The organism is Comamonas sp. (assembly GCF_036643215.1).
Classification (GTDB): Bacteria; Pseudomonadota; Gammaproteobacteria; order Burkholderiales; family Burkholderiaceae_C; genus Comamonas.
Genome location: NZ_JAVXSJ010000040.1, coordinates 1 through 20,775 on the forward strand (window position 1 = coordinate 1; position 20,775 = coordinate 20,775).

18 protein-coding genes and 1 riboswitch are annotated in these 20,775 nt (G+C 61.0%); of the genes, 1 reads left to right on the plus strand and 17 read right to left on the minus strand.

All coding sequences use genetic code 11. The features are described from left to right. Window positions 1-205: 205 nt before the first annotated feature. Genes cobF through cbiT form a run of 4 tightly spaced genes read right to left on the minus strand, consistent with a single transcriptional unit; the run spans window position 206 to window position 3,445 of the window. Entirely contained in the window at window positions 206-955 is a 750-nt protein-coding gene (gene cobF / locus RSF91_RS17870) for a precorrin-6A synthase (deacetylating) (protein ID WP_332569677.1), read from the minus strand. Then, window positions 955-1,749, minus strand: coding sequence for a precorrin-4 C(11)-methyltransferase (gene cobM, locus RSF91_RS17875; protein ID WP_332569678.1), 795 nt, complete (start codon window positions 1,747-1,749; stop codon window positions 955-957). The genes cobF and cobM overlap by 1 nt, the downstream gene beginning before the upstream one ends. After that, complete coding sequence (locus RSF91_RS17880) at window positions 1,746-2,264, minus strand: cobalamin biosynthesis protein (RefSeq protein WP_332569679.1); 519 nt, start codon at window positions 2,262-2,264, stop codon at window positions 1,746-1,748. The genes cobM and RSF91_RS17880 overlap by 4 nt, the downstream gene beginning before the upstream one ends. Continuing rightward, complete coding sequence (gene cbiT, locus RSF91_RS17885) at window positions 2,252-3,445, minus strand: precorrin-6Y C5,15-methyltransferase (decarboxylating) subunit CbiT (RefSeq protein ID WP_332569680.1); 1,194 nt, start codon at window positions 3,443-3,445, stop codon at window positions 2,252-2,254. Before cbiT ends, RSF91_RS17880 begins: the two co-directional genes overlap by 13 nt. On the opposite strand from cbiT, the gene RSF91_RS17890 reads away from it, so the two are divergent. Then, on the plus strand, window positions 3,444-4,184 hold the full coding sequence (locus RSF91_RS17890) for a cobalt-precorrin-6A reductase (protein ID WP_332569681.1): 741 nt from the start codon (window positions 3,444-3,446) through the stop codon (window positions 4,182-4,184). The genes cbiT and RSF91_RS17890 overlap by 2 nt on opposite strands. Before the next feature lie 3 nt (window positions 4,185-4,187). Here the strand turns inward: RSF91_RS17890 and cobJ are convergent, their stop codons facing one another. The 13 genes from cobJ to RSF91_RS17955 form a co-directional block, all read right to left on the minus strand. Continuing rightward, the gene (gene cobJ / locus RSF91_RS17895; RefSeq protein WP_332569682.1) at window positions 4,188-4,970 is read right to left on the minus strand and encodes a precorrin-3B C(17)-methyltransferase; all 783 of its coding nucleotides are present in this window, start codon (window positions 4,968-4,970) and stop codon (window positions 4,188-4,190) included. Window positions 4,971-4,979: 9 nt separating this feature from the next. Then, on the minus strand, window positions 4,980-5,720 hold the full coding sequence (gene cobI / locus RSF91_RS17900) for a precorrin-2 C(20)-methyltransferase (RefSeq protein ID WP_332569683.1): 741 nt from the start codon (window positions 5,718-5,720) through the stop codon (window positions 4,980-4,982). A 10-nt stretch (window positions 5,721-5,730) separates the two neighbouring features. Next, on the minus strand, window positions 5,731-6,360 hold the full coding sequence (locus RSF91_RS17905; RefSeq protein WP_332569684.1) for a precorrin-8X methylmutase: 630 nt from the start codon (window positions 6,358-6,360) through the stop codon (window positions 5,731-5,733). Next, window positions 6,332-7,627 carry a nitrite reductase gene (locus RSF91_RS17910; protein WP_332569685.1) on the minus strand — a complete coding sequence of 432 codons (1,296 nt, stop codon included), beginning with the start codon at window positions 7,625-7,627 and terminating at the stop codon, window positions 6,332-6,334. Before RSF91_RS17910 ends, RSF91_RS17905 begins: the two co-directional genes overlap by 29 nt. Then, a complete protein-coding gene (locus tag RSF91_RS17915) occupies window positions 7,620-8,132 on the minus strand; it encodes a vWA domain-containing protein (RefSeq protein ID WP_332569686.1) in 513 nt (170 codons plus the stop codon). The genes RSF91_RS17910 and RSF91_RS17915 overlap by 8 nt, the downstream gene beginning before the upstream one ends. A 131-nt stretch (window positions 8,133-8,263) precedes the next feature. Beyond that, complete coding sequence (locus tag RSF91_RS17920; RefSeq protein WP_332569687.1) at window positions 8,264-9,346, minus strand: ATP-binding protein; 1,083 nt, start codon at window positions 9,344-9,346, stop codon at window positions 8,264-8,266. Further along, on the minus strand, window positions 9,343-13,158 hold the full coding sequence (cobN, locus tag RSF91_RS17925; RefSeq protein WP_332569688.1) for a cobaltochelatase subunit CobN: 3,816 nt from the start codon (window positions 13,156-13,158) through the stop codon (window positions 9,343-9,345). The genes RSF91_RS17920 and cobN overlap by 4 nt, the downstream gene beginning before the upstream one ends. Further along, window positions 13,158-14,243, minus strand: coding sequence for a cobalamin biosynthesis protein CobW (cobW, locus tag RSF91_RS17930; protein ID WP_332569689.1), 1,086 nt, complete (start codon window positions 14,241-14,243; stop codon window positions 13,158-13,160). Before cobW ends, cobN begins: the two co-directional genes overlap by 1 nt. Window positions 14,244-14,776: 533 nt before the next feature. Continuing rightward, a riboswitch (cobalamin riboswitch) is annotated at window positions 14,777-14,990 on the minus strand. A gap of 73 nt (window positions 14,991-15,063) precedes the next feature. After that, window positions 15,064-15,864 (minus strand): (2Fe-2S) ferredoxin domain-containing protein, encoded by an 801-nt coding sequence (locus tag RSF91_RS17935; protein WP_332569690.1) that lies wholly within the window; start codon window positions 15,862-15,864, stop codon window positions 15,064-15,066. Continuing rightward, a complete protein-coding gene (locus RSF91_RS17940) occupies window positions 15,861-16,655 on the minus strand; it encodes an ABC transporter ATP-binding protein (protein WP_332569691.1) in 795 nt (264 codons plus the stop codon). The genes RSF91_RS17935 and RSF91_RS17940 overlap by 4 nt, the downstream gene beginning before the upstream one ends. Beyond that, a complete protein-coding gene (locus RSF91_RS17945; RefSeq protein WP_332601378.1) occupies window positions 16,652-17,731 on the minus strand; it encodes a FecCD family ABC transporter permease in 1,080 nt (359 codons plus the stop codon). The genes RSF91_RS17940 and RSF91_RS17945 overlap by 4 nt, the downstream gene beginning before the upstream one ends. A gap of 2 nt (window positions 17,732-17,733) precedes the next feature. Then, window positions 17,734-18,777 carry an ABC transporter substrate-binding protein gene (locus tag RSF91_RS17950; RefSeq protein ID WP_332569693.1) on the minus strand — a complete coding sequence of 348 codons (1,044 nt, stop codon included), beginning with the start codon at window positions 18,775-18,777 and terminating at the stop codon, window positions 17,734-17,736. 72 nt (window positions 18,778-18,849) lie between these two features. Next, window positions 18,850-20,775 (minus strand): TonB-dependent receptor (locus RSF91_RS17955; protein ID WP_332569694.1); only part of this gene is annotated, 1,926 nt, incomplete at its 5' end.

The following is a 20,775-nucleotide window of genomic DNA, read 5'->3' on the forward strand; positions in this document are numbered from 1 at the left end:
GTGGTGCGGTAGCGGGACGTGGAACTGCGAGGCTTGCTCATGCGGCGAGCCTAGCAGCTCGCACAGGCTGATTTATGCAACAACGCCGTTTGAGCATGCTCCGCCGTCAACAACAATGCCGCCCTTTCCTCCGGTGTCACCGGCCTGCCATAGATACCTTACGCAGCTTTATCTATCAGCAGATCAACGGGGCTTGAATGCCCACCTAGCTCCTGCGCAGCAGATAAATATCCATGATCCAGCCGTGCAACTGGCGGGACTGCTGGCGCTTGGCGCTGATGCTGCCCTTAATCTCGGCCAGTCGCCCTTGCATCAATATTTGCTGCGGCATGCCCAAATAAGCACCCCAGAAAATATCGATATCAGGCTCTGTCAACTGCTCGTAAGAAGCCTGTCCATCAAGCATTACTACCAGCGTATTAATGCCCTGCGGCCAGCCAGATTCGCGCAATTGCCGCCCCGTTGTCACCAGAAATGGAGCGCCGATTTCATTGAGAGCAATGCCATGCGCGCTGCACAGTACCTGCATGGAGGTGATGCCCGGTACCACGTGTATCTGGGCCTTGTTCAAGCCCAGTCGGGATGCAATGCGCAAGGTGCTGTCGTAGAGTGCAGGATCGCCCCACACTAGCAACGCAACGCGGCCAGAGCCTGCAGGCAGATGCGCCTGCAGGCATTCATTCCAGCGCTGGGCAATGGCGTCATGCCATTCATCGACCTGCTGGTCATAGTCATCGCCTTGCTGGCGGCGCACAGGCATATCGAAATGCGCGATACGCTGCTCCTGCACGCCCAGGCTCTGCAAAAGCGTCAGGCGCACCTGCGCTAGCTCGGCCTTACTGTCTTCCTTGTGCGGCAGCAGCACCAGATCCGCTTGCCCAATAGCCTTCTCGGCCTGGCGCGTGATGTGGTCGGGGTTGCCAGTCCCGATACCAATGAGAAACAGCTCCAGCATCAGTTAGCCTCGGTTCCGGAAGGAAATCTGGGCTCGTCGCCACGCGGGCGGTAGCGTCGGTCATAGTCATCGGCATAGAGACGACTCAGGCCAAAGCCCTGCTGACTCAGCGTACGTCCCACCAGAATCAAGGCGCTGCGCTGCAATGCATTGGCCTGAGCCGCTACAGCAATCTCCCCCACCGAGGTGCGTACCACTCGCTCATCGGGCCAAGAGGCACGCCAGACAATCGCCGCCGGGCAATCGGCTCCGTAGTGAACCAGTAACTCCTGCTGCACCTGTTGCGCCACATGGACAGACAGGTGAATGGCCAGCACCGCCCCGGTCGCTGCAAAGGCGGCCAGAGTTTCACCGTCAGGCATGCTGGAGGCGCGCCCCGAGGTACGCGTGAGCACCACCGACTGGCAAGAGCCTGGCAAGGTCAGCTCCGCCTCCAGCGCTGCAGCTGCCGCGCTGAACGAGGGCACGCCCGGCGTCACCGAATACGGAATCTCCAGCTCGCGCAGACTACGCAATTGCTCGCCCATGGCCGACCAGATGCTGAGATCACCCGAATGCAGGCGCGCCACATCCAGGCCTTGTGCATGGGCTGCTGCCATCTCTGCCACGATGTCTTGCAGCGACATCGGCGCAGTGTTGATCAGGCGTGCGCCTACAGGGCAATGCCCAAGCAGCTCGGCAGGCACCAGAGAGCCAGCGTACAAACACACGGGGCAGGCAGCCAGTAGATCGCGCCCTCGTACCGTGATCAGATCCGCAGCGCCGGGGCCTGCGCCAATAAAGTGAACTGTCAAGAAATAACTCCTGTTTCAAAGGAAGGGGAAGCCGGCGCAAAGCCCGTCACACAGGCAATCGCCAGCGTGGCCTGTCGATCCGAGGACACGACGCGCGGCAAAACCAACTGAGTTTTGGGTGGCACAGGCAAGGTATCTGCTACATATTCAGGTGCACACAGCCATTTCTGCATAAGCGTTTCCACCCCAATTAAGCTCAAGGCCTCAGAAACGCTGCCGCAACCAAACCGCTGCTGCACGCGTGCAGATTCTGTCTGCGTTCTGATCGCTTGAATGCAGGCCTCCTCGCACACCAGCAACTCGGAGCCTGGCGTTTGCTCTTCCGCCCAAGCCACGAATTCAGCCCAAGCAGGAGTTTGCGCTCGGGTCTCCAGCAAGGCATGAGTCCAATGCGCATGCGCCATCTGTGACACTGAAAGTGCCTGATGCACCTGCAACCAACAGCTAGAAAAAGACTGCTGCACAGCACTGGATTTGAAGCCCCAGCCAGCGACCAGATGCATCATGTCTGCCATAGCCACTGCACCACAGGTCTGGCAGCTTGCCAGGACTGCATGCGCCCTAGCGGAACGGCTTCGCTCCACTGCAGCTGCAGCAGTTGCCCGCCGTGCTGGCGATGCAGCTCCATGAGCAGCGCCTGCGTTTCCAGTGCTACGGCATTCACGACCAGTCGCCATGGCGCATGCAAACGCTTGCGCAAGGCGTTGAACAAATTCAGATCAAAACCACCACCCACAAAAACCGCCTGTGGCTGCGGGCCAAGCTTATCCAGCAGGGTCAAGGAATCGCCATGAACCACCTTCAACGGCACCGCATAGCGCTCGGCGTTTCGCTCAATGCCCGCCACCCGCGCCGCATGCTGCTCCACGCAAACTGCCCGACCACCGGCCAAGCACCACTCCACCGAGACCGAGCCAGAACCCGCACCCAGATCCCATAGACATTCGCCATGGCGAGGTGCCAGCGCTGCCAGAGTCATGGCGCGCACGGGGCTTTTGGTGATCTGGCCGTCATGCACAAACTGATCGGTGCTGCGGCCCGCCACCTGAACAAAACCATTCCCACCGCGTGCTTCAAAGGCCGCTGATACCGGGGCTGAAGCGGGGTCGTTATCTAGCTGCTGAGCGAGCTGATTGGCAAGGCCGTGGCGCATCGTCTGCTCCTCACCTCCTGCCTGAGAGACAAGCCACATGGGGCTATCACCCCAGCCTTGCTCCGCCAGCCAGAGCGCCAGTTGCCGAGCCGCCGGGCCGTCGCGCAGCAGGCAGATAAAACGCTGCCCCTCTGCCAGCAAAGCAGTCAATGTCTCCAGAGGCCGCGCGTGCAATCCCAGACAATGGGTATGTTCCTGCGACCAGCCCAGATCTCCTGCAATCCAGGAAAACGTAGAAGGCTGCGGATAATTGCGCCACTCGCCCACTTCAAGGTGCTTGGACAGCGATGCGCCCGCGCCGAAATGAAAGGGATCGCCTGAAACCAGGACAGCCACTTTTTCCTGGTGGCGCAGCTGCAGCACAGGCTCCACACTGAAAGGTAGAGGCCAAGGGTGACCACGCTCACCCACCTGCCCCAGAGCCAGATGACGTGGACTGCCGAACACTACGCTGGCATCATCAAGCGCCTTCCGAGCGGCTGCACTCAAAGCATCGCGCCCGGATGGATGTATACCGATTATCGAAAGCCACGGATTGGCCATGACCCAAGTTCTCCTGTTAGGCGGCACGTTTGATGCCTATCTCTTGTCCACCCGCCTGCATGAAGCCGGTATCCAAGCCATTTACTCGTATGCCGGTGCCACGCAGACTCGCCGCCAACCCGCCCTGCCCAGCCGGGTTGGCGGGTTTGGCGGTGTGGAAGGCTTGATGCACTATCTGCGGGAGCAGCAAATCAGCCATGTGATTGATGCCACACACCCGTTTGCCGCGCAGATGAGCCGCAACGCGGTTGCCGCCTGCAAGGCGCTGGGCATTCCGCTGCTGTCCATGGAGCGCCCGGCCTGGCAAGCGCAGACCGGTGATCAATGGACGCATGTGCCCGATATGGCCGCCGCGGCTGCAGCGCTGCCCTCCAGGCGCAAGAATGTTTTCCTGGCCATTGGCCGCAAGCAGCTGCCGGCCTTCAGCGACCAGGCTGGGCTGCATCACTTTTTGCTGCGCGTGATTGACCCGGTGGGTGTGGCCTTGCCTGCATCCAACTGCACGCTGCTGATTGCACGTGGCCCGTTTCAGCTGGAGGGCGAACTGGCTCTGCTGCAGCAGCACGCCATAGCCTGCGTGGTCAGCAAAAATGCGGGCGGCACCGACACCTATGCCAAGCTCGAAGCGGCAAGGCAGCTGCAGATTCCCGTCATCATGGTCGACCGGCCCTTCTTGCCCGCGCGCGAGCAATGCGAGACACCGCAGCAGGCCATGGAATGGTTGAAGCGCTGGCACTGAGCGTTAGCGGCTGTCCGCCACTCCATAGCTGCGCGGCGTATAAACATAACGGCCGACCTGTCGCGTCTGGCTGTTGCCCACAATGACCACGGTGCGCATATCGGCCATCTCGGCCCGCACATCCTGTAGCGGTACCACGCGCAGCGCTTCATCGGCATGACTGACATTGCGCGCAAAACAGATCAAGCGCTGAGGCTCGCATTCATCTTTGAGAACCCGCAGTGCCCTCTCAAAGCCCTCGGGCCGAGATTTCGAGCATGGGTTGTAGAAAGCCATGGCAAAATCGGCTTGCGCTGCCAGCCTGATGCGGCGCTCGATCACCGCCACAGGCTTAAGGTTGTCCGACAGGTTGATGGCGCAAAAATCATGGCCCAACGGGGCGCCCAGTCTTGCCGCCGCAGCCAGCATGGCCGTGATGCCGGGTTGCACATCAATATCCACGGCCGCCCAGCGCGCCAACTCTTCAGGCACGGCCTCATCCAACACCTCGAACACCGCGCTGGCCATGGCAAACACACCCGGGTCGCCCGATGACAGCATCAGCACCTTCCGGCCTTGTGCGGCCAGATTCAAGGCACTGCGTGCGCGCCCCAGCTCTTCGCGGTTGTCACTGCCATGCAGTGTCAGATGACCCAGGCCCGACAGACGTTCGACATAAGGAAAATAGCCAAACGCATCTGTAGCGCCTGCAATAGCAGTGCGCACGCTGTCCGTTAGCAGCGCGTCGGCTCCGGGCCCCAGGCCCACGACGCGAAGGCTGCCGCACTGTGTTGCAAGGTTTTGCATAGACGGCCCTTACATGTCATTGGCCGGGCGTCGCCCCTGCCCATGAACAATCACGATGGCAAAGTACGGGCAACGCTCGGGCGCATCGCGCAAGGGCATGACTTGCTGGTCCGCCATGGTTCCGTTGATCACCAGCCAGCCCTGGTCAAGCTTGCCCAGCTCGGTCAGCAGTCCGCGAATACGGCCCAGGTGCCGCCCCACCTTCATGATGACCAAGGCATCAGAGCGCTCCATGTGCTGACGTAGCTGAGCGTCGGGCAAAGTAGCTGGCAGCACGCTCATGACGTCGTCGCCCCAGGTGACAGGAATCCCCGTCGCATGCCAGCAACCCACCATGCCCGGAATGCCGGGAAGCACCTCGACCATAACCGAGCCCGCCTGGCGCAGGCGCACATACAAGTGCATGAAGGAGCCGTAGAAAAACGGATCCCCTTCGCACAGCACGACCACATCTTCGTTGCGCGTCAGCTCCGTCAGCCTTGACTGCCAGCCCAGATAAAAACCCGAGAGCTGCGCGATGTAGCGCGGGTCGTCATGCGGAATCTCGGTGGTCACCGGGTACTCCATCGGGTACTCGGTCACCTCTGCATGCAGCATGCCATTGACCAGTTGCCGCGCCTTGCCAGGGTGACCACGCTTGCGAAAGAAAGCCACATGCCGCGCGTTGCGTAGCAGTCGATCGGCCTTGACGCTCATGAGTTCCGGATCGCCGGGACCGAGTCCCACACAGATGATTTTTCCACGATTCATGATGCGTCCTTCACTCGATCACGCTGCCCAGCGCATTGACGGCAGCCACCGTGATGGCAGAGCCTCCTAACCGCCCCTTCACCACGGCATAGGGAATGCCCCCCCATTGCTCAAGCGCATCCTTGGACTCCATCGCCCCCACAAAGCCCACCGGGCAGCCGATGATGGCTGCCGGGCGCGGGCAGTCAGGGTCTTGCAGCATATTGAGCAGATGAAAAAGCGCAGTGGGGGCGTTGCCAATGGCCACCACGGCGCCTGCCAGATGGGGGCGCCACAACTCCAGCGCTGCGGCGCTGCGGGTGTTACCCATCTGCTTCGCCAAATCGGGCACAGCGGCATCGTTCAAGGTGCAGATGATGGGGTTGCTGGCGGGCATGCGCTTGCGCGTGATGCCTTCGCTGACCATGCGGGCATCGCAAAGAATGGGGGCACCGCGCTGCAGCGCCGCCTCGGCCGCCACCGCAAAGTCGGGCGAGAAGCGGATATGCGCAGCCAGCTCGACCATGCCTGCGGCATGAATCATGCGGCAAGCCACACGCTCTTCCAGTGCGGTAAAGCGCTTCAGATCGGCTTCGCGGCGAATGATGGCGAAGGACTGCCGGTAAATCTCTTCACCTTGGGTTTCGTATGTGTAGGTCATGAATGAGGGTCGAAATATGGCTCGGCTCTTGACGCAATGCCTGAGTCGAAATTTGAGAAAACGGTTGCCGGGGCAGATTCGGCCAGCTCAGATTCAGCAGCGCTTGCCCTGAGTCACCACCGGCTGGTGCCTCGGTTGCAATCAAGACTGCCGTGGCCTCCGGCGAAAGCGCGCAGCACTTGGCACAGCCGCTGACATGAACATGGGCTTGAGGCTGTACATGGGGTGCCAGTACCAGTGCCAGCTCCCGCGCCGCCAGTAATGCCTGAGTGCATCGCGGTGCCCCGGTGCAGGCGGAGACCCGCAAACGGGCATCGCCTGCCTCAGTGATCCAGTGCGCAGACGAGGAAAACTGCTCAGAAATGACCTCGTCCTCGCAGAACAAAGAGCGCCACGGCGTAACGCGTGTCTCTGTCTGTGGCGGCATGGATTTCACGGTCTCAAGCAAAGCCGCAGCGCTGATTCGTCCCATGGGCACGCCAATCACGCTGCCTGCCTGCTCCCATTGACCAGGCAGGGCAGCAGCACCTGCAACTAGATATCCAGCCCTGAACGCCGCAAGCTCCAGGCACGGCAAATTCAACGCACGCAGCGGCAGCAGCTGCCGCAAACGAGTGAAAGTGGGGGTGGGCATGGGCGCAATAGCTGTGCGCTCTTTGGCAAACCACAGCGCCACCGCCAATGCCGCTGCAACCACTTCGGCTGCGCCGTCAAACGCATACCAGCCAGATTGCTCGCCCAGCGCCAGTCCGTAACGCTCGTCCACCGTCACCCAGACGGATATATCGGCGGCAATACCTCGCATGCGTCGCTGTGCATCATCCACCGCCAAGCCAAACTTACTGGGCAATGCCTGCACTCCCTGACTTTGCAGAGCATTCGGCGAGAGTTGAGCAATCGCTGCCTGCGACAGCAACAAGGCTAGGGCATGGGTCAAGTCCGCATGCTGATAAAAAGGCGTGCAATGCACGGCCGGAGCCTGATCGGCATCGGCATCTGCGGGCACCAGTTGCGCCTCAATCAGCCTGGAGCGAACCATGGGCAGTTGCGCTTCGCTGACGCCGCGCAGCTGCACGCTGCCCAGCCTCGTCAGCTCAATCTCCGGATGAGCACAGGACAGCGCCAGCTCAGCCAGCAGCGTCCATTGCTGGGCGTTGATGGACGCGCAATGCGGGCGCACGCGCACAATCCAGCCGTCCTGCGCCTGCATGGGGGCCCATGCCGTCGGGCACCAGCCCTGTACTTTGATGGCGGCACTCTTATGCATCAATGCCCTCGCCCATGCTGATTCTCTGTGCCTGCCAATGCTCGGCCAGCGCCTGGCAACGTTGCAGCCGCAGCTCATCGAGTTCCAGATCCACAATCGTGCAGCAATCCATGCCCTGCGGCTTCTCGGGCAATTGCGCAAAACGCCCATCGGTCAGCAGCCAGACATGGGTTAAACGATCTGTTTTCTGGATGGCTGGCGCGAGCAACTGCAATCCCGACTCCAGAGGCGTTCCGCCGCTACCGCCCAAAGGCGCAATCCAGCGGTCATTAAAGGCCTGAGCCTTGCCGGGCCTGGCCAGCCAATAAGCACCCTGACCGCCAAAGCTGATCACCCCGACATGCTCGCGATCGCGATACGCCTGCTGCATCAAGGCCAGCAAACAGCCTTTGGCCCGGGCCAGCTTGCCCGCACGCAGCATGGAAGCCGACATATCGAGCAGCACCAGATGCACAACGGCAGAGCCTGCCCCATGTTTGCGATAGCGGAAATGCTCTGAAGCCAAGGCTTGCGCACCTTTGCAAGCCAGAGTCCTGACCCAGTCCATACGCTGATGATTGATGGCTTGCGACCGCCCTTTCAATACAGGGCTTGGTCCGCGCCCTGTTCTGGTGTTACCGGGATGAACAGGACGCGTCAGGCTTTTTTTGTGTTTAGCGGCCTTAACTCTTTAATGGCTTGAATCCCGACTTGCTGCGGCGCGGCCATGCCGCCCCAGCCGTCGGAGTCCGCAGTGCCGCCGCTACCCTGTGCAGCATCGGTAGATGCTGCAGACGGTTCGGGTTGGTTCTGGCCTTGCGAATTTTCGGGCGGCGACTGCGGATTTTCAGCAGAAGGAACCGGTGGGTGAACCTGAGGATGACGGCGATGGGCCAAGGCCAGCTCTGCCACCTTGGTCACGTCAGAACCCGCCACCTCGGCGCGCCCCTGCAAGGCCGCATGTGCACGAGCGGCGCGCAGCATGACCAGATCGGCACGGACCCCTTCGACTTGCGCCTGCTGGCAGAGATCGGCCACCTGATCGAACACCGACTCAGGCCAGCTCACTGCATCAAGCCTTGCTCTGGCCTGAACCACCTGAGCGGCCAGTTGCGCTTGGGCATCGGCATGACGGGCAACAAACAAGGACGGATCCGCATCAAACGCCATGCGGGTGCGAACAATGCGCTTGCGGGCCTGTGCATCAGGCACGTTAGCCAAGCGCACAAAAAGGCCGAATCGATCCAGCAGTTGCGGGCGCAGCTGGCCCTCTTCCGGGTTCATGGTACCCACCAGAGCGATGCGGGCCGCATGCTGATGCGATACACCATCGCGTTCGACGCGATTGATGCCGCTGGCACTGACATCCAGCAGCAGATCCACCAAACCATCGGGCAGCAGATTGACCTCGTCCACATACAGCAGGCCCTGATGCGCCTGTGCCAGTAAACCGGGCTTGAATTGCACTTCGGAATGCTTGAGCGCGGCCTGCAAATCCAGCGAGCCCTGCAACTGCTCCTCGGTCGTACCCAGCGGCAGGTTCACAAAGCGGCCTGCGGGCAACAAGTCGGCCAGCGCACGGGCCGCCGTGGACTTGGCGGTACCCCGCGGCCCTTCTACCAGCACGCCGCCCAATAGCGGGTCTACCGCCAGCAGCAGCAAAGCCAGTTGCAACTGAGGCTGGCCTTCAATCGCCGTGAACGGGAAACACGGCATCTCGTTTTTGGGTGCAGCGCTCATCGCATCTCCAGCATCTGCTCTGTCTGCAGCAAATGCTGCTCCAGCATAGGTTGATAGTCCGCAGCGTCCTGCCACAAGCCACGCTGAATGGCTTCCAGCAGGCGCTCACACATGCCTTGAAAGGCCTGCGGGTTGTGCTTTTGCATGAAGGCCCGGGTGTGCTCATCGCTCACAAAGGCATCGGTGACCCGGGCATATTGGTCATCGCGCACCACACGGGCCGTGGCGTCAAAGGCAAACAGATAGTCCACCGTGGCGGCAATCTCAAAAGCACCTTTGTAGCCATGGCGCTTGACGCCATCTATCCATTTGGGATTGGTCACGCGAGAGCGCACCACGCGGCTGATCTCCTCCTGCAACGTGCGCATGCGCGGCGATTCAGGGTTGCTGTGATCCCCAAAGTACAGGGTCGGCTGCTGGCCGCTGAAGTGGCGCACCGCCGCCGCCATGCCGCCCTGAAACTGGTAGTAGTCGTCAGAGTCCAGCAGATCATGCTCGCGGTTGTCCTGGTTGTGCACCACCAGTTGCATATCGGAGAGCCGGCGCACAAAGGTCTCGGGCACGGCCGTGCCGTCATCCTTTTGCCCATAGGCATAGGCGCCCCAGTTGCGATAGGCCGTGGCCAGGTCTTCGTCGCTGTCCCAGTTGCGGCCGTCTATCAGACCCTGCAAACCCGCGCCATAGCTGCCGGGCTTGGCACCAAAGACACGCATGCCAGCCTGATGGCGGGCATCCGCCTGCTCCATGCCCTGCGCGCTCAGCAGCTGAGCCTCACGCAGCACGCGCGCCCGGATGGGGTTGGTGAATTCGTCCTCGTCCTCAAGAGCTGCGACCTTCTGCACGGCGGCATCAAACAGGCGAATAACATTGGTGAACGCATCGCGAAAGAAGCCGGATACGCGCAGCGTCACATCCACGCGCGGACGCCCCACCACCGACATGGGCAGCACTTCGAAATCACTGACCCGCCAGCTGCCGTCCGCCCAGGTCGGGCGCACGCCCAGCAAAGCCAAGGCCTGGGCGATATCGTCGCCGCCGGTACGCATGGTGGCCGTGCCCCAGACCGACAGGCCGATGGACTTCGGATATTCGCCATGCTCTTGCGCATACTTTTCCACCAGCAAATTGGCGGATTTCAAACCCAGCGTCCAGCTCGTAGGTGTGGGGACAGAGCGCGTATCGACCGAGAAAAAATTGCGCCCGGTGGGCAGCACATCGGGCCTGCCACGCGTGGGGGCACCGCTGGGGCCTGCCGAAACAAAGCGCCCAGCGAGACCGCGCATCAGCTGCAGCAACTCCTGCGGACCACATTGATTGAGGCGCGGGCGCAGGTCTTGCTCCACGCGCTGCAGCACCGCATGGGTTTGAACGAAATCAGGTTCTAGCGCTTGATGGACAAGCGCATCACGCTCCAGTATCGATAGCGCAAGCAGCTCCAGCCGCTCGCGCGTATCGCCGGTATTGCGCCAGCTTTGCTCATCCATCTGCACCAGCAATGCCGGGCGATTGCCGGTCCATGGCTGCGCCCAGTCGGCATCCAGCGGATCAAAGTCAGCACCGAGCTTCAAATCCTGCGCCAAGGCGCGAATCAGGCTGGCATGGCTGCCCTTGCCATTGCCCACGGGGTGGCGCGCCAGCGCCAGCAAGGTGTCGCGCTCCAGTCGGTCCTGCGGCGAGCAGCCAAAGATATGCAGGCCGTCGCGTATCTGGCTTTCTTTGAGCTCACACAGATAGGCATCGGTCTTGTTGAGCAAAAGCTGCTCGTCCTCTTCCGATCGCGGTGCGGCCAGTCCCAGGTCCTGGTGCAGGTCGTGGGTCACGATGTGCTCCAGAATCTGCTTGCGCAGCAGCTTGGCACGTCGCCCGTCCAGCGTCACCGCTTCGTAGTACTCGTCCACCATGCGCTCCAGATCACGCGTCGCGCCATAGCTTTCGGCCCGCGTCAGCGGCGGCATCAGGTGGTCAATGATGACGGCTTGGGCACGGCGCTTGGCCTGCGTTCCCTCACCCGGATCATTGACGATGAAGGGGTACAGATGCGGCATGGGCCCAAAGACCAGATCCGGCCAGCAGGTCTGGGAAAGGGCCACGCTTTTACCCGGCAGCCATTCCATATTGCCGTGTTTGCCCACATGCACAAAAGCATCTGCGGCCCATGCGCTGCGCAGCCAGAAGTAAAACGCCAGGTAGTAATGCGGCGGCACCAGATCGGGGTCGTGGTAGCTGGCCATGGCATCGAGCTGGTAGCCGCGCGCGGGCTGTATGCCCACAAACACCTGCCCCAGACGCAGGCCCGCAATCATGAAGCGGCTGTTGCGCAGCATGGGGTCTTGCTCGGGCGTTCCCCAGCGCTGCAGAACAGCTTGCCGGTTTTCATCGGGCAGGCTGTCAAAAAAACGTTGATAGCTCTCCAGATCCAGACTTTGCCAAGCGGGCCGCAGCTGCCAGGAATCCGGATCGTTGGTCACACCATGCTGAAGCAGTTCCATCAGCGCATCGCCATCGGCAGGCAAGGCATCCAGCGCATAGCCCTGACGGTCCAGCTCCTGCAGGATTTGAATGACAGAGGCCGGTGTATCCAGCCCGACGCCATTGCCGATGCGCCCTTCCTTGGTCGGGTAGTTGGCCAGAATCAGCGCCAGGCGTTTGTCGGCATTGGGTTTGGCGCGCAGGTCGCACCAGCGCTTGGCCAGCTCCACCACAAAGCCCATGCGTTCTGCATGCGCCTGGTACTGCACCACATCCGACTGCGTGAGTTCGCTGCGATGCGACAGCCCCTTGAAGCTGATGGCCCGCGTGATGATGCGGCCATCCACCTCGGGCATGGCGACATGCATGGCGATGTCGCGTGGCTGCAGACCATGCGCATCGTTGAGCCAGCTTTGCTCGTTGCCGCCCGACAGAATCAGTTGCAGCACCGGAATATCACCGGCCAGCGCATGATCGCCCGGGGCTTCCAGAGATGACTGAGAAAACGCCGTGGTGTTGAGAATCAGCGCAACCTGATGCTCGGCGCAGAGGCCGTGCAGCATCTCCAGGCAGGCCGCATCCTTAAGTGACAGCAGTGCCAATGGCAAGGGGTTTAAGCCCTTTGCCAGCAGTTGCGCGCACAAAGAATCAAAAACCTGGGTGTTGCCAGACTGCAAATGCGCGCGGTAGAAAACCACCAGCACCACGGGTGCGCCAGCTTGCCAGCGCATGCCCCTGCCCGTACCTTGCTGCCAGTCCTGCACCGAAGCGCGCCCATCCGGGTGATACACCGAGACGGCAGGCAGCGGTCTTGGCGGCAAGGGCTGTTGCTGACCCTGCAAAAATTCGTGCCACAGATAACAGAACAGCTCGCGCGCATTGGCCACCCCGCCCTCACGCAGATAGCGCCACAGCGTGCGACATTGCTCTTTGCTGGCCGTGCTTTTTTGCAGCAGATTCAGGTCTTCGGTGGTATCGCCAGAGAACATCACCAGCGCTATGCCCTTGCTGCGGCAAATTTCGCGCACGCGATCGGTGCCATAAGGCCAGTAGCTTTCACCGCCCAGGTGGTCAATCACAATGACCTTGGCATGCTGCAGCACCTCGTCGACATACAGATCGACCGAGGCAGGCTGGCGCAAATACATCAGATTGGCAAGGCGCACCGTCGGCAACTGCTCGCCGTTCACTCCCGATTGCAGCTGCGCATACGCATCGGCCAGCAGCGCCAGCGTGGTATCCGCCGCGCTCAGAATCACGATCTGGCCGGGCGTCTGCTCCATGCTGGCAACAAAGGCTTCATCATCGACAAAGCCACCGGGTTGAACGGCAAGCAGATGCATCAGATCGCTCCGACAGACAGGGCGTTCAGCTCGGCAGTGATGGCGCTTTCATCAAGGTCATGACCGATGAAGACCAGATATGTCTGACGCGCTTCGTCTGCGCGCCACATGCGGTCAAAGTAGCTATCAAAGCGCTTGCCCACGCCATGCACCACCAGTCGCATAGGCTTGCCTGGCAAAGCCACAAAGCCCTTGATACGGTAGACCGTGTGCTCAGCCACAATCTTTTCCATGGCCTGAAACAGGGCTTCGCGCTCAAGCTCGGGCAGCTTGATGACGATGGAGTCAAAGTCGTCGTGGTCATGCTCATCATGGGCATGACCTTCTTCGTGCTCATGGTGACCTATGCGCTGGTCGATCGTTTCCTCAGATGCGCTGGACAGACCCAGCACCACATCCAGATCAATACGGCCATGGTCGGCGGCCACAATCTTGACCTGCGCAGGCACTTCCTCGCGCACGATTTCTTCGACCCGGGCGCGATCTTCGGCGCTGGCCTGATCCAGCTTGCTCAGCACCACCAGGTCGGCAGAGATCAGCTGGTCTTCAAACAGCTCATGCAGCGGCGATTCATGATCAAGATTTGGGTCCTGCTTGCGCTGCGCATCCACCGCTGCCGGGTTGGCGGCAAACTGGCCAGCTGCGGTGGCGGGTACGTCGACCACCGTGATCACGGCATCCACCGTGCAGGCGTTCTTGATTTCGGGCCAGTTGAACGCCTGCACCAGCGGCTTGGGCAAAGCCAGACCACTGGTCTCAATCAAGATATGGTCAATCTCACCGCGTCGCTCGATCAGCTCGCGCATGACAGGATAGAACTCTTCCTGCACCGTGCAGCACAGGCAGCCATTGGCCAGCTCATAGAGCTTGCCGCCCTGCTCGCCTGCCTCGCTCGACTCGTCCTCGCAGCCAATCCCGCAGGCGCGCAAAATATCGCCGTCAATGCCCAGCTCGCCAAATTCATTGACGATCACGGCAATGCGGCGGCCATTGGCGTTTTGCAAAATGTGGCGCAACAAAGTCGTTTTACCGCTACCCAGAAAGCCAGTCACGATGGTGGCGGGGATTTTTTGGCTGTTCTTCAAAGCTCTACTCCTGAAATTCAGTTTGAGACGAAGCCGCTGGTTCTTGCTCGTTGTCTCAGCGGCAGTACCGGTTTGCAGTGCATGTGACTCACTCAGGCTCATTCGCTCTTGAGGAACCACCGCTTGTCGTCAAAGGCGCACAGCTCTGCTGCAAAGCCTTTGATGACTTGCGCTACAAAGTTTGGATGAGTGCTGTGCTGCCCATGCGGGCCGACGTCATGGGGCGACCATCAACAGACACAGAGGTACGCCACAGATTTCGCAGAAAACGCAGTGGTATGCGCTTTGCCCAGACGCCATTGAAAAACGACGCCATGCAGCGCTTTGCAGACACGTTGTCTGCAGGCGGTTTGCCGGCTGGCTTGTTTGGATGCGTCATGCATTGCGCATGCGCTTGAATGAACTGTTCGTCCATGCTCTCCCCGAGCTAAAGGCGATAAAACCCATTCCGAGGAGCGAACGACAGCCAGGGAAACCATGAAGTGCATCAGAGTGCACATAGCTTCGCCCGCGAACACCACGCCCCGTGGAACAAGACCGAGAACGAACAGGTCGGTATTCTGGCTCGCCGTCATCCAGCTCACATCACCTTCCCGGTTTTTCAAACCAGTGGTATTTCGATGTGACTGTCAGGCTTACAGCAGCGGGGGCTGCGCCGGAATCATGAAGAACAAGCTTCACTGCACCGGACTTCCCGTTTCAACTGGCCTACTGAAAGGCCAAGTCTCCTGATCGCGTGTTCAGATTATAGAAGGGTACTCACGCAGCACAGGGAAAGACGAAGCAGTGTTACGCGCCAGATTCTTTGATGCAGCGCCAGTTACGCTTGCGGGCCATGAACACACAAGTTTTCATCCACCCGGCCCTGCAGCACATGCTGAGTTAATACCCGCTCAATATCCGCTTCAGCAAGCGGCCCGTACCACGCACCAGCGGGGTAGACAATTATCAACGGGCCATGGTTGCAGGGGAACTGACAGCTGGTTTGCAGCGGCATCACGCGATTTTTAAGGTCGGGCGTATCACGTATCGTTTTGACCAGTTGCGGCCAGAGCTGCACCGAGCCCTTGGCTGCACAACGCGGCCCCACACACCAGAGCACATGATGCAGATGCTCTGGCACAGCAGACCAGCCCGCGGGGTCGCGCTCCCATTGGTCGTCGCCTACAACGGCCGGCACATCAGGCTGGGTCAAGGCATCTTCCACGGTACGCGCCAGCACATCGGCCAGATACGGTGTTTGCAGCAGTGGTTCGGCAAACACAATGCGCGGGCACTGCGCGCCGTCCATGCTCTGCATTTTCTGGGCCTGCCAGCGCATGATGAGCTTGTGCAGCCAGCGGCGCAGCGAAGGCTCGTCAGGCACCATGACCGGCACGATGATGATGGTCTGCGCTTTTGCACACAGATCAAGTGCGTCAGGCAATGCGGGTTGAGAGCGGTCTACAAAAGCAGGTTGTACCAGCAAGGGGGGCCTTCCTTGCTCCGTCAAAGCGGTATGCAGGCGATCTGCCAGCATCGTCAGCTCGGTGGCTCCGTTGGCATAAGCCGCACCACGGCTCAGAAGAATGATGGCCGTGGTGGCGTCGCTTGCGGCAGAGCCTTGAGTCAGTGACGTCATAACAACTCGTCCGGCAGAAATTCAATCAACGGCTTACCGCTGCGCGGGCTGGGGCGCACCAGGGCGCGCACGCCATAGACATCGGCAATGATTTCGGGTGTCAGCACCTCGGACGGCGCGCCCTGTGCAACAAGCACACCATCTTTGAGCAGATACAGCCGGTCGCAGTAATGCGCGGCCAGGGGCAGCTCATGCAGAGCAGCCAATGCCGTCAAGCCCAGACTGCGGATCAGGTTCATCAGCTCAAACTGGTGGCGAACATCGAGATGGTTGGTGGGCTCATCCAGCACCAGCAGCGGTGCCTGCTGGGCCAGCGCACGGGCCATGAGCACGCGCTGCTTTTCGCCGCCGGAAAGAGTGGAGAACATCCGCTCAGACAGGCTTTTGGCATCTACCCTCTCCAGCGCCTGGGCAACGATGTGAAAGTCCTCCGCGCTATCACGGGCAAAAGGCGACTGGTGGGGGGTGCGGCCCATCAGCACCACATCGCGCACCAGCAGCTCGAACTCACTAGTGTTTTCTTGCGCCAGTACGGCCATGGCGCGTGCGTTGTCGCGGGCACTGCTGCGCCAGACATCGCTGCCGTTCACTTGCACGCTGCCGCTGGCGGGTTTGAGGATGCGGTAAATCATGCGCAGCAGCGTGGATTTTCCGCTGCCGTTGGGGCCGAGCAGGCCTACCAGCTCGCCTTGGGCCACATGCAGGCTCACATCGCGCACGATGTGAGCGGCAGCGGCCTGCCAGCATAAATTGCGGGCCTGCAGGTGTGCTGTTGCGGCTGATGCGTTCATGCCACCAGCCTTTCGCGTGCGTTCTTGCGGCACAGCATCCAGACAAAGAAGGGGCCGCCCAGCAAGGAGGTAATGACGCCAACCGGCACCTCCGCTGGGGCAAAGGTAATACGCGAAAACACATCCACCCAGACCAGAAAAATGGCACCTATCAGTGCAGCCACAGGCAGCACGCTGCGGTGCTCCGCACCCACCAGCATGCGCGTGACATGGGGCACGATCAGGCCCACAAAGCCGATTGGCCCGGTCAGGGCCACGAGAACGCCAGTGACCAGCGAAACCAGTACAAACAGCCATCGCCGCGTGCGCGTGGTGTCCACGCCCAGCGTCGCGGCGCTTTCCTCGCCGGACAGCAAGGCGTTGAGCGAGCGTGCCTGCGTCAGCAGCAAGGCAGCACCGATCACCAGCAATGCTGCAGGTAGGCCCAGTTCATCCCAGCGCGTGCCGGCCAGGCTGCCCAGGGTCCAGGTCAGCACCGAGTTGGCCAGCTCGCGCTGATCGGCGGTGAGCACGATGAGACTGGTGATACCGCCCAGGCAATACGCAATCGCCACGCCGCCCAGAATCAGGCGCGAGGCCTGCAAGCGCCCATTGGCATAGGCCAGAAAATACACGGCCGTGCAGGCGGCGAGCGCGCCGCTAAAAGCGCCCAGCGGCAGGGCCAGCTCGCCCGCAAAAGCCAATGCACCAAAGGCAATCACACTGACCGCTCCCACCGATGCGCCGGACGACACGCCCAGCAAATACGGATCGGCCAGCGGGTTACGCACCATGGCCTGCATGGCGACGCCCACCAGTGCCAGGCCCGCGCCGACTAGGGCCGCAAGCAGCACGCGCGGCATGCGCACGCGCCAGACGATTTGAAATTGGGCCGATGTCCAGTCTCCGGGTTGCAAATTCATGCCCAGACGCACACCGATCTCATGCGCCGTGATCAGCCAGGCCTGCTGCGGTGAAATGCGCACCGGTCCCAGCGTGATGGCCAGCGTGAGCGATACCAGCAGCAAGACCAGCAGGGCCGCCAGCCACAGCGACAGGCGGCGGCGCTGCAGTGCAAAGGCCAAGGTGGAGTGCATGCTCATGGCTGTGGAATTTGCGCGGGGTGCAAGGCGTGGGCCAGCCTGCGCGTGGCTTCTACATTGCGCGGGCCGGGCGTGGCCTCGGAGAAGTCCATCAGCACAAATTTCTGCTCGCGGATGGCTTTGAGCTCGGACAGCTCGGGCTTGGCTAAAAGAAACTGGCGCTTGCCGTCAACGGTAGGCCTGTCATTGTCGACGATGACAATCCAGTCCGGGTCGCGCGCGATCACGTCTTCCCAGTTACCGCGCATCCAGCTGCTGTTCAGATCGTCAAAAATATTGCTGCCGCCCGCCGCTTCGATCATGGCCTGCGGCATAGCGTAGCGGCCCGTGGTCACGGGAATATCGGTGCCGCTGTCAAATACAAACACCTTGGTTTTTTCCGTCAAGCCTTTGAGTGCATCGGTGATGCGCTGCAGCTCGGCGCGCTGGCTGTTGACCAGTGCTGTGGCCCGCGCTTCGATATCAAAAATACGGCCCAGGTTGAGCAGGTCGTTGAAGGTGTCCTCCAGCGACACGCGCTCACGTGCGACCTGGCGGATGCAGGATTCGCTGAGCACATAGCTGGCAATGCCCAGCTCTTGCAGGCTGGCGGGCGTGATCTGGCCTTGCCTGAAGCCGTAGGACCAGCCGCTGAAGACAAAATCGGGCTCGGCATTCAGCAAGGTCTCAAGGTTCATGCCCTGGCTGGAAAGGTCGGGCACCTGGGCCAGCAATGGCTGCATGGCTTTGGGCAGGCGCTGGATATCGCGCAGGCCGCCGTAGCCGACGAGGCGATCCTGCAAGCCAAGCGCCAGAAACATCTCCAGCAGATTGATGCCGTGAACAACGGCGCGCTGCGGCACTTTGTCGTAGGCCACGGGCTGATCGCAGACCGCTATGGATAGAGGTGCGCGCGCTGCCTTGGCAGGCGAAACAACGGCATCGCCAGGACGGTGATCAGAACAAGCGCCAAGCGCCAGACCGGCCATCACCGCCACGACAGACCGTTTCAAGAAGCCAGAAAACAGGAGCTGCTTGCGCATGTATCTATTGGATTTCATGGCGTTTAATGTCTGAATTCAAGTAAATACATGCGCAAGCCGCTACTGTTTTTGAACTTCTGAAGAGCGCTGTTAGAACGCGAACTCTGCCGTCAGATCCACACGGCGACCTTCACCCGGATAGGCCTGGGCCGCCTTGGCACTGGAGACTGCCGAGTAGGTGTAGAGCTTGTCGGTGAGATTGCGCACAGACAGGCGGTAGGTGCTTCCGGCCTGCGGGCGCCAGCTCAAAGCGGCATCCCAGACGGTGTAGCCGCCGCTGAGGGCGGTGTTGGCGTTGTCGGCAAAGCGGCTGCCCACGGCACGCGCACCCAGCGATGCCTGCCAGCGGCCAATGCTGCTATGCGTGGTGTAGTGAGCCCACAGATTGGCTGTGTTGCGCGCCACATTGGTTGGGCGATTGCCCGATCGGTCGGCACCGCCGGCTTCAATCAACTGGTCGTATTTGGCATCAACGAAGGCGTAGTTACCCTCCACGCGCCAGTTGGGTGAGAGGCGCATCACCGCGCTCAGCTCCAGCCCTTGCGAATGCTGCTTGCCGCCTTGCACGGACAACAGAGCGTTGTTCGGATCGCGGGTGATGATGTCTTTTTTCTCGATTCGGTAGGCGGCGGCCGTCCACTCGCCCTGGCCTTGGGCGAACTGCTGCTTCAGGCCCACCTCGATCTGGCGCGCCGTGGTCAGCTTGTAATTGCGGTTGGCAAGATTCAGGGTCAGGATGTTAGTGACCGGGTCATGACCTTGGGAGACTTGGCCATAAAGGCTGGTCTGTGCGTTGAGCTTATGCGTCAGGCCCAGGCGCCAGGCGGTGCCGCCCAGTTTTTTGTCAAACGTGCCGCTGCCGATCAGATCCTTGCGGTCAAAGTCCGTCAGATCGCGGCGAATGCCGGCCAGCAACAGCCAGCGATCGCTGAGCGCCCAGGCGTCTTCAGCGTAGAAGTCATGCGTGGTGGCGGCAGTGGTAAAGCGCGGGATCATGGCGCTGGTGTTGTCCCAGCCGTGATAAGCGGCACCCACGGGCCTGGTGGTGGAATAGTCAAAGCCGGACGAGGCGTAGCCGAAGTTGGCGCGGCTCACTTCCCAACCCACGACCAGTTGATGGGCTCCAGCCTTGAGCTTGGATTCCAGACGGTTGCCGGTCTGCTCCAGATCATGTGTCAGCTCGATATAGTCGCCTCGCGTGATGGTCTGGGCCGCTGGGTTGTAGCTATAGGCTTCGATATTGCGCCAGTAGCGGTCGGCCTTGAAGTGATAGAGCTCGTTGCTCACACTCCACTGGTCGTTGATCTGGTACTGCGCCCGGGCACGCACGCGCTTGTCCTTGATGCGGATATCGCTGTCGTCGGTGTTGAAGTTGCGGCCCAACAGCTCAGGCACGATGGCGCCATTGACGGTGGGCGTGCCAAAGTATCGCGCAGGTTTTTCATCACTGACATCGGCCAGCAGTTCCACGCGCAACGCGGCTGTGGGCTGCCAGCGCAGAGTACTCATCAGCTTGCTGCCGCTGGCACGGCTCATGTCGTGCTCGCCGTTGGTGTAGTGGCCGTAGGCGTCCACCCGGTAGCTCAGGGTGTCGCTGAGTGCACCACCCATACCCAGCCCTAGTTTGGCCGAGCCATGCGAGCCAGCACCGACCAGCACTTCGCGCACCGTTTCCCGCGTGGGCTGCTTGCGCACCACATTGGCTGTGGCCCCCACAGTGCCTGAGCCATAAACGATGGAGGCTGGGCCGCGAAGCACTTCCACACGCTCATAGCCCCAGCTATTGGCAGGGTAAGGCGTGGTGGAAGACGCCACACCCAGGCGCACGCCGTCTTCCGCAATGCCCACGGAGTTGGTGCCCGTAAAACCACGCGTGCTGAAGGAAAGGCTGCTGTAGCTGGTCGCAGACAGCGGCGTCATGCCAACGGTACGAGCAATGATGTCGGCCATGCGGCTGTCGCCGCGCTCCTGCCAGGTCTGCTCATCCACATGATCCAGACTGGCTGGCAAATCAAG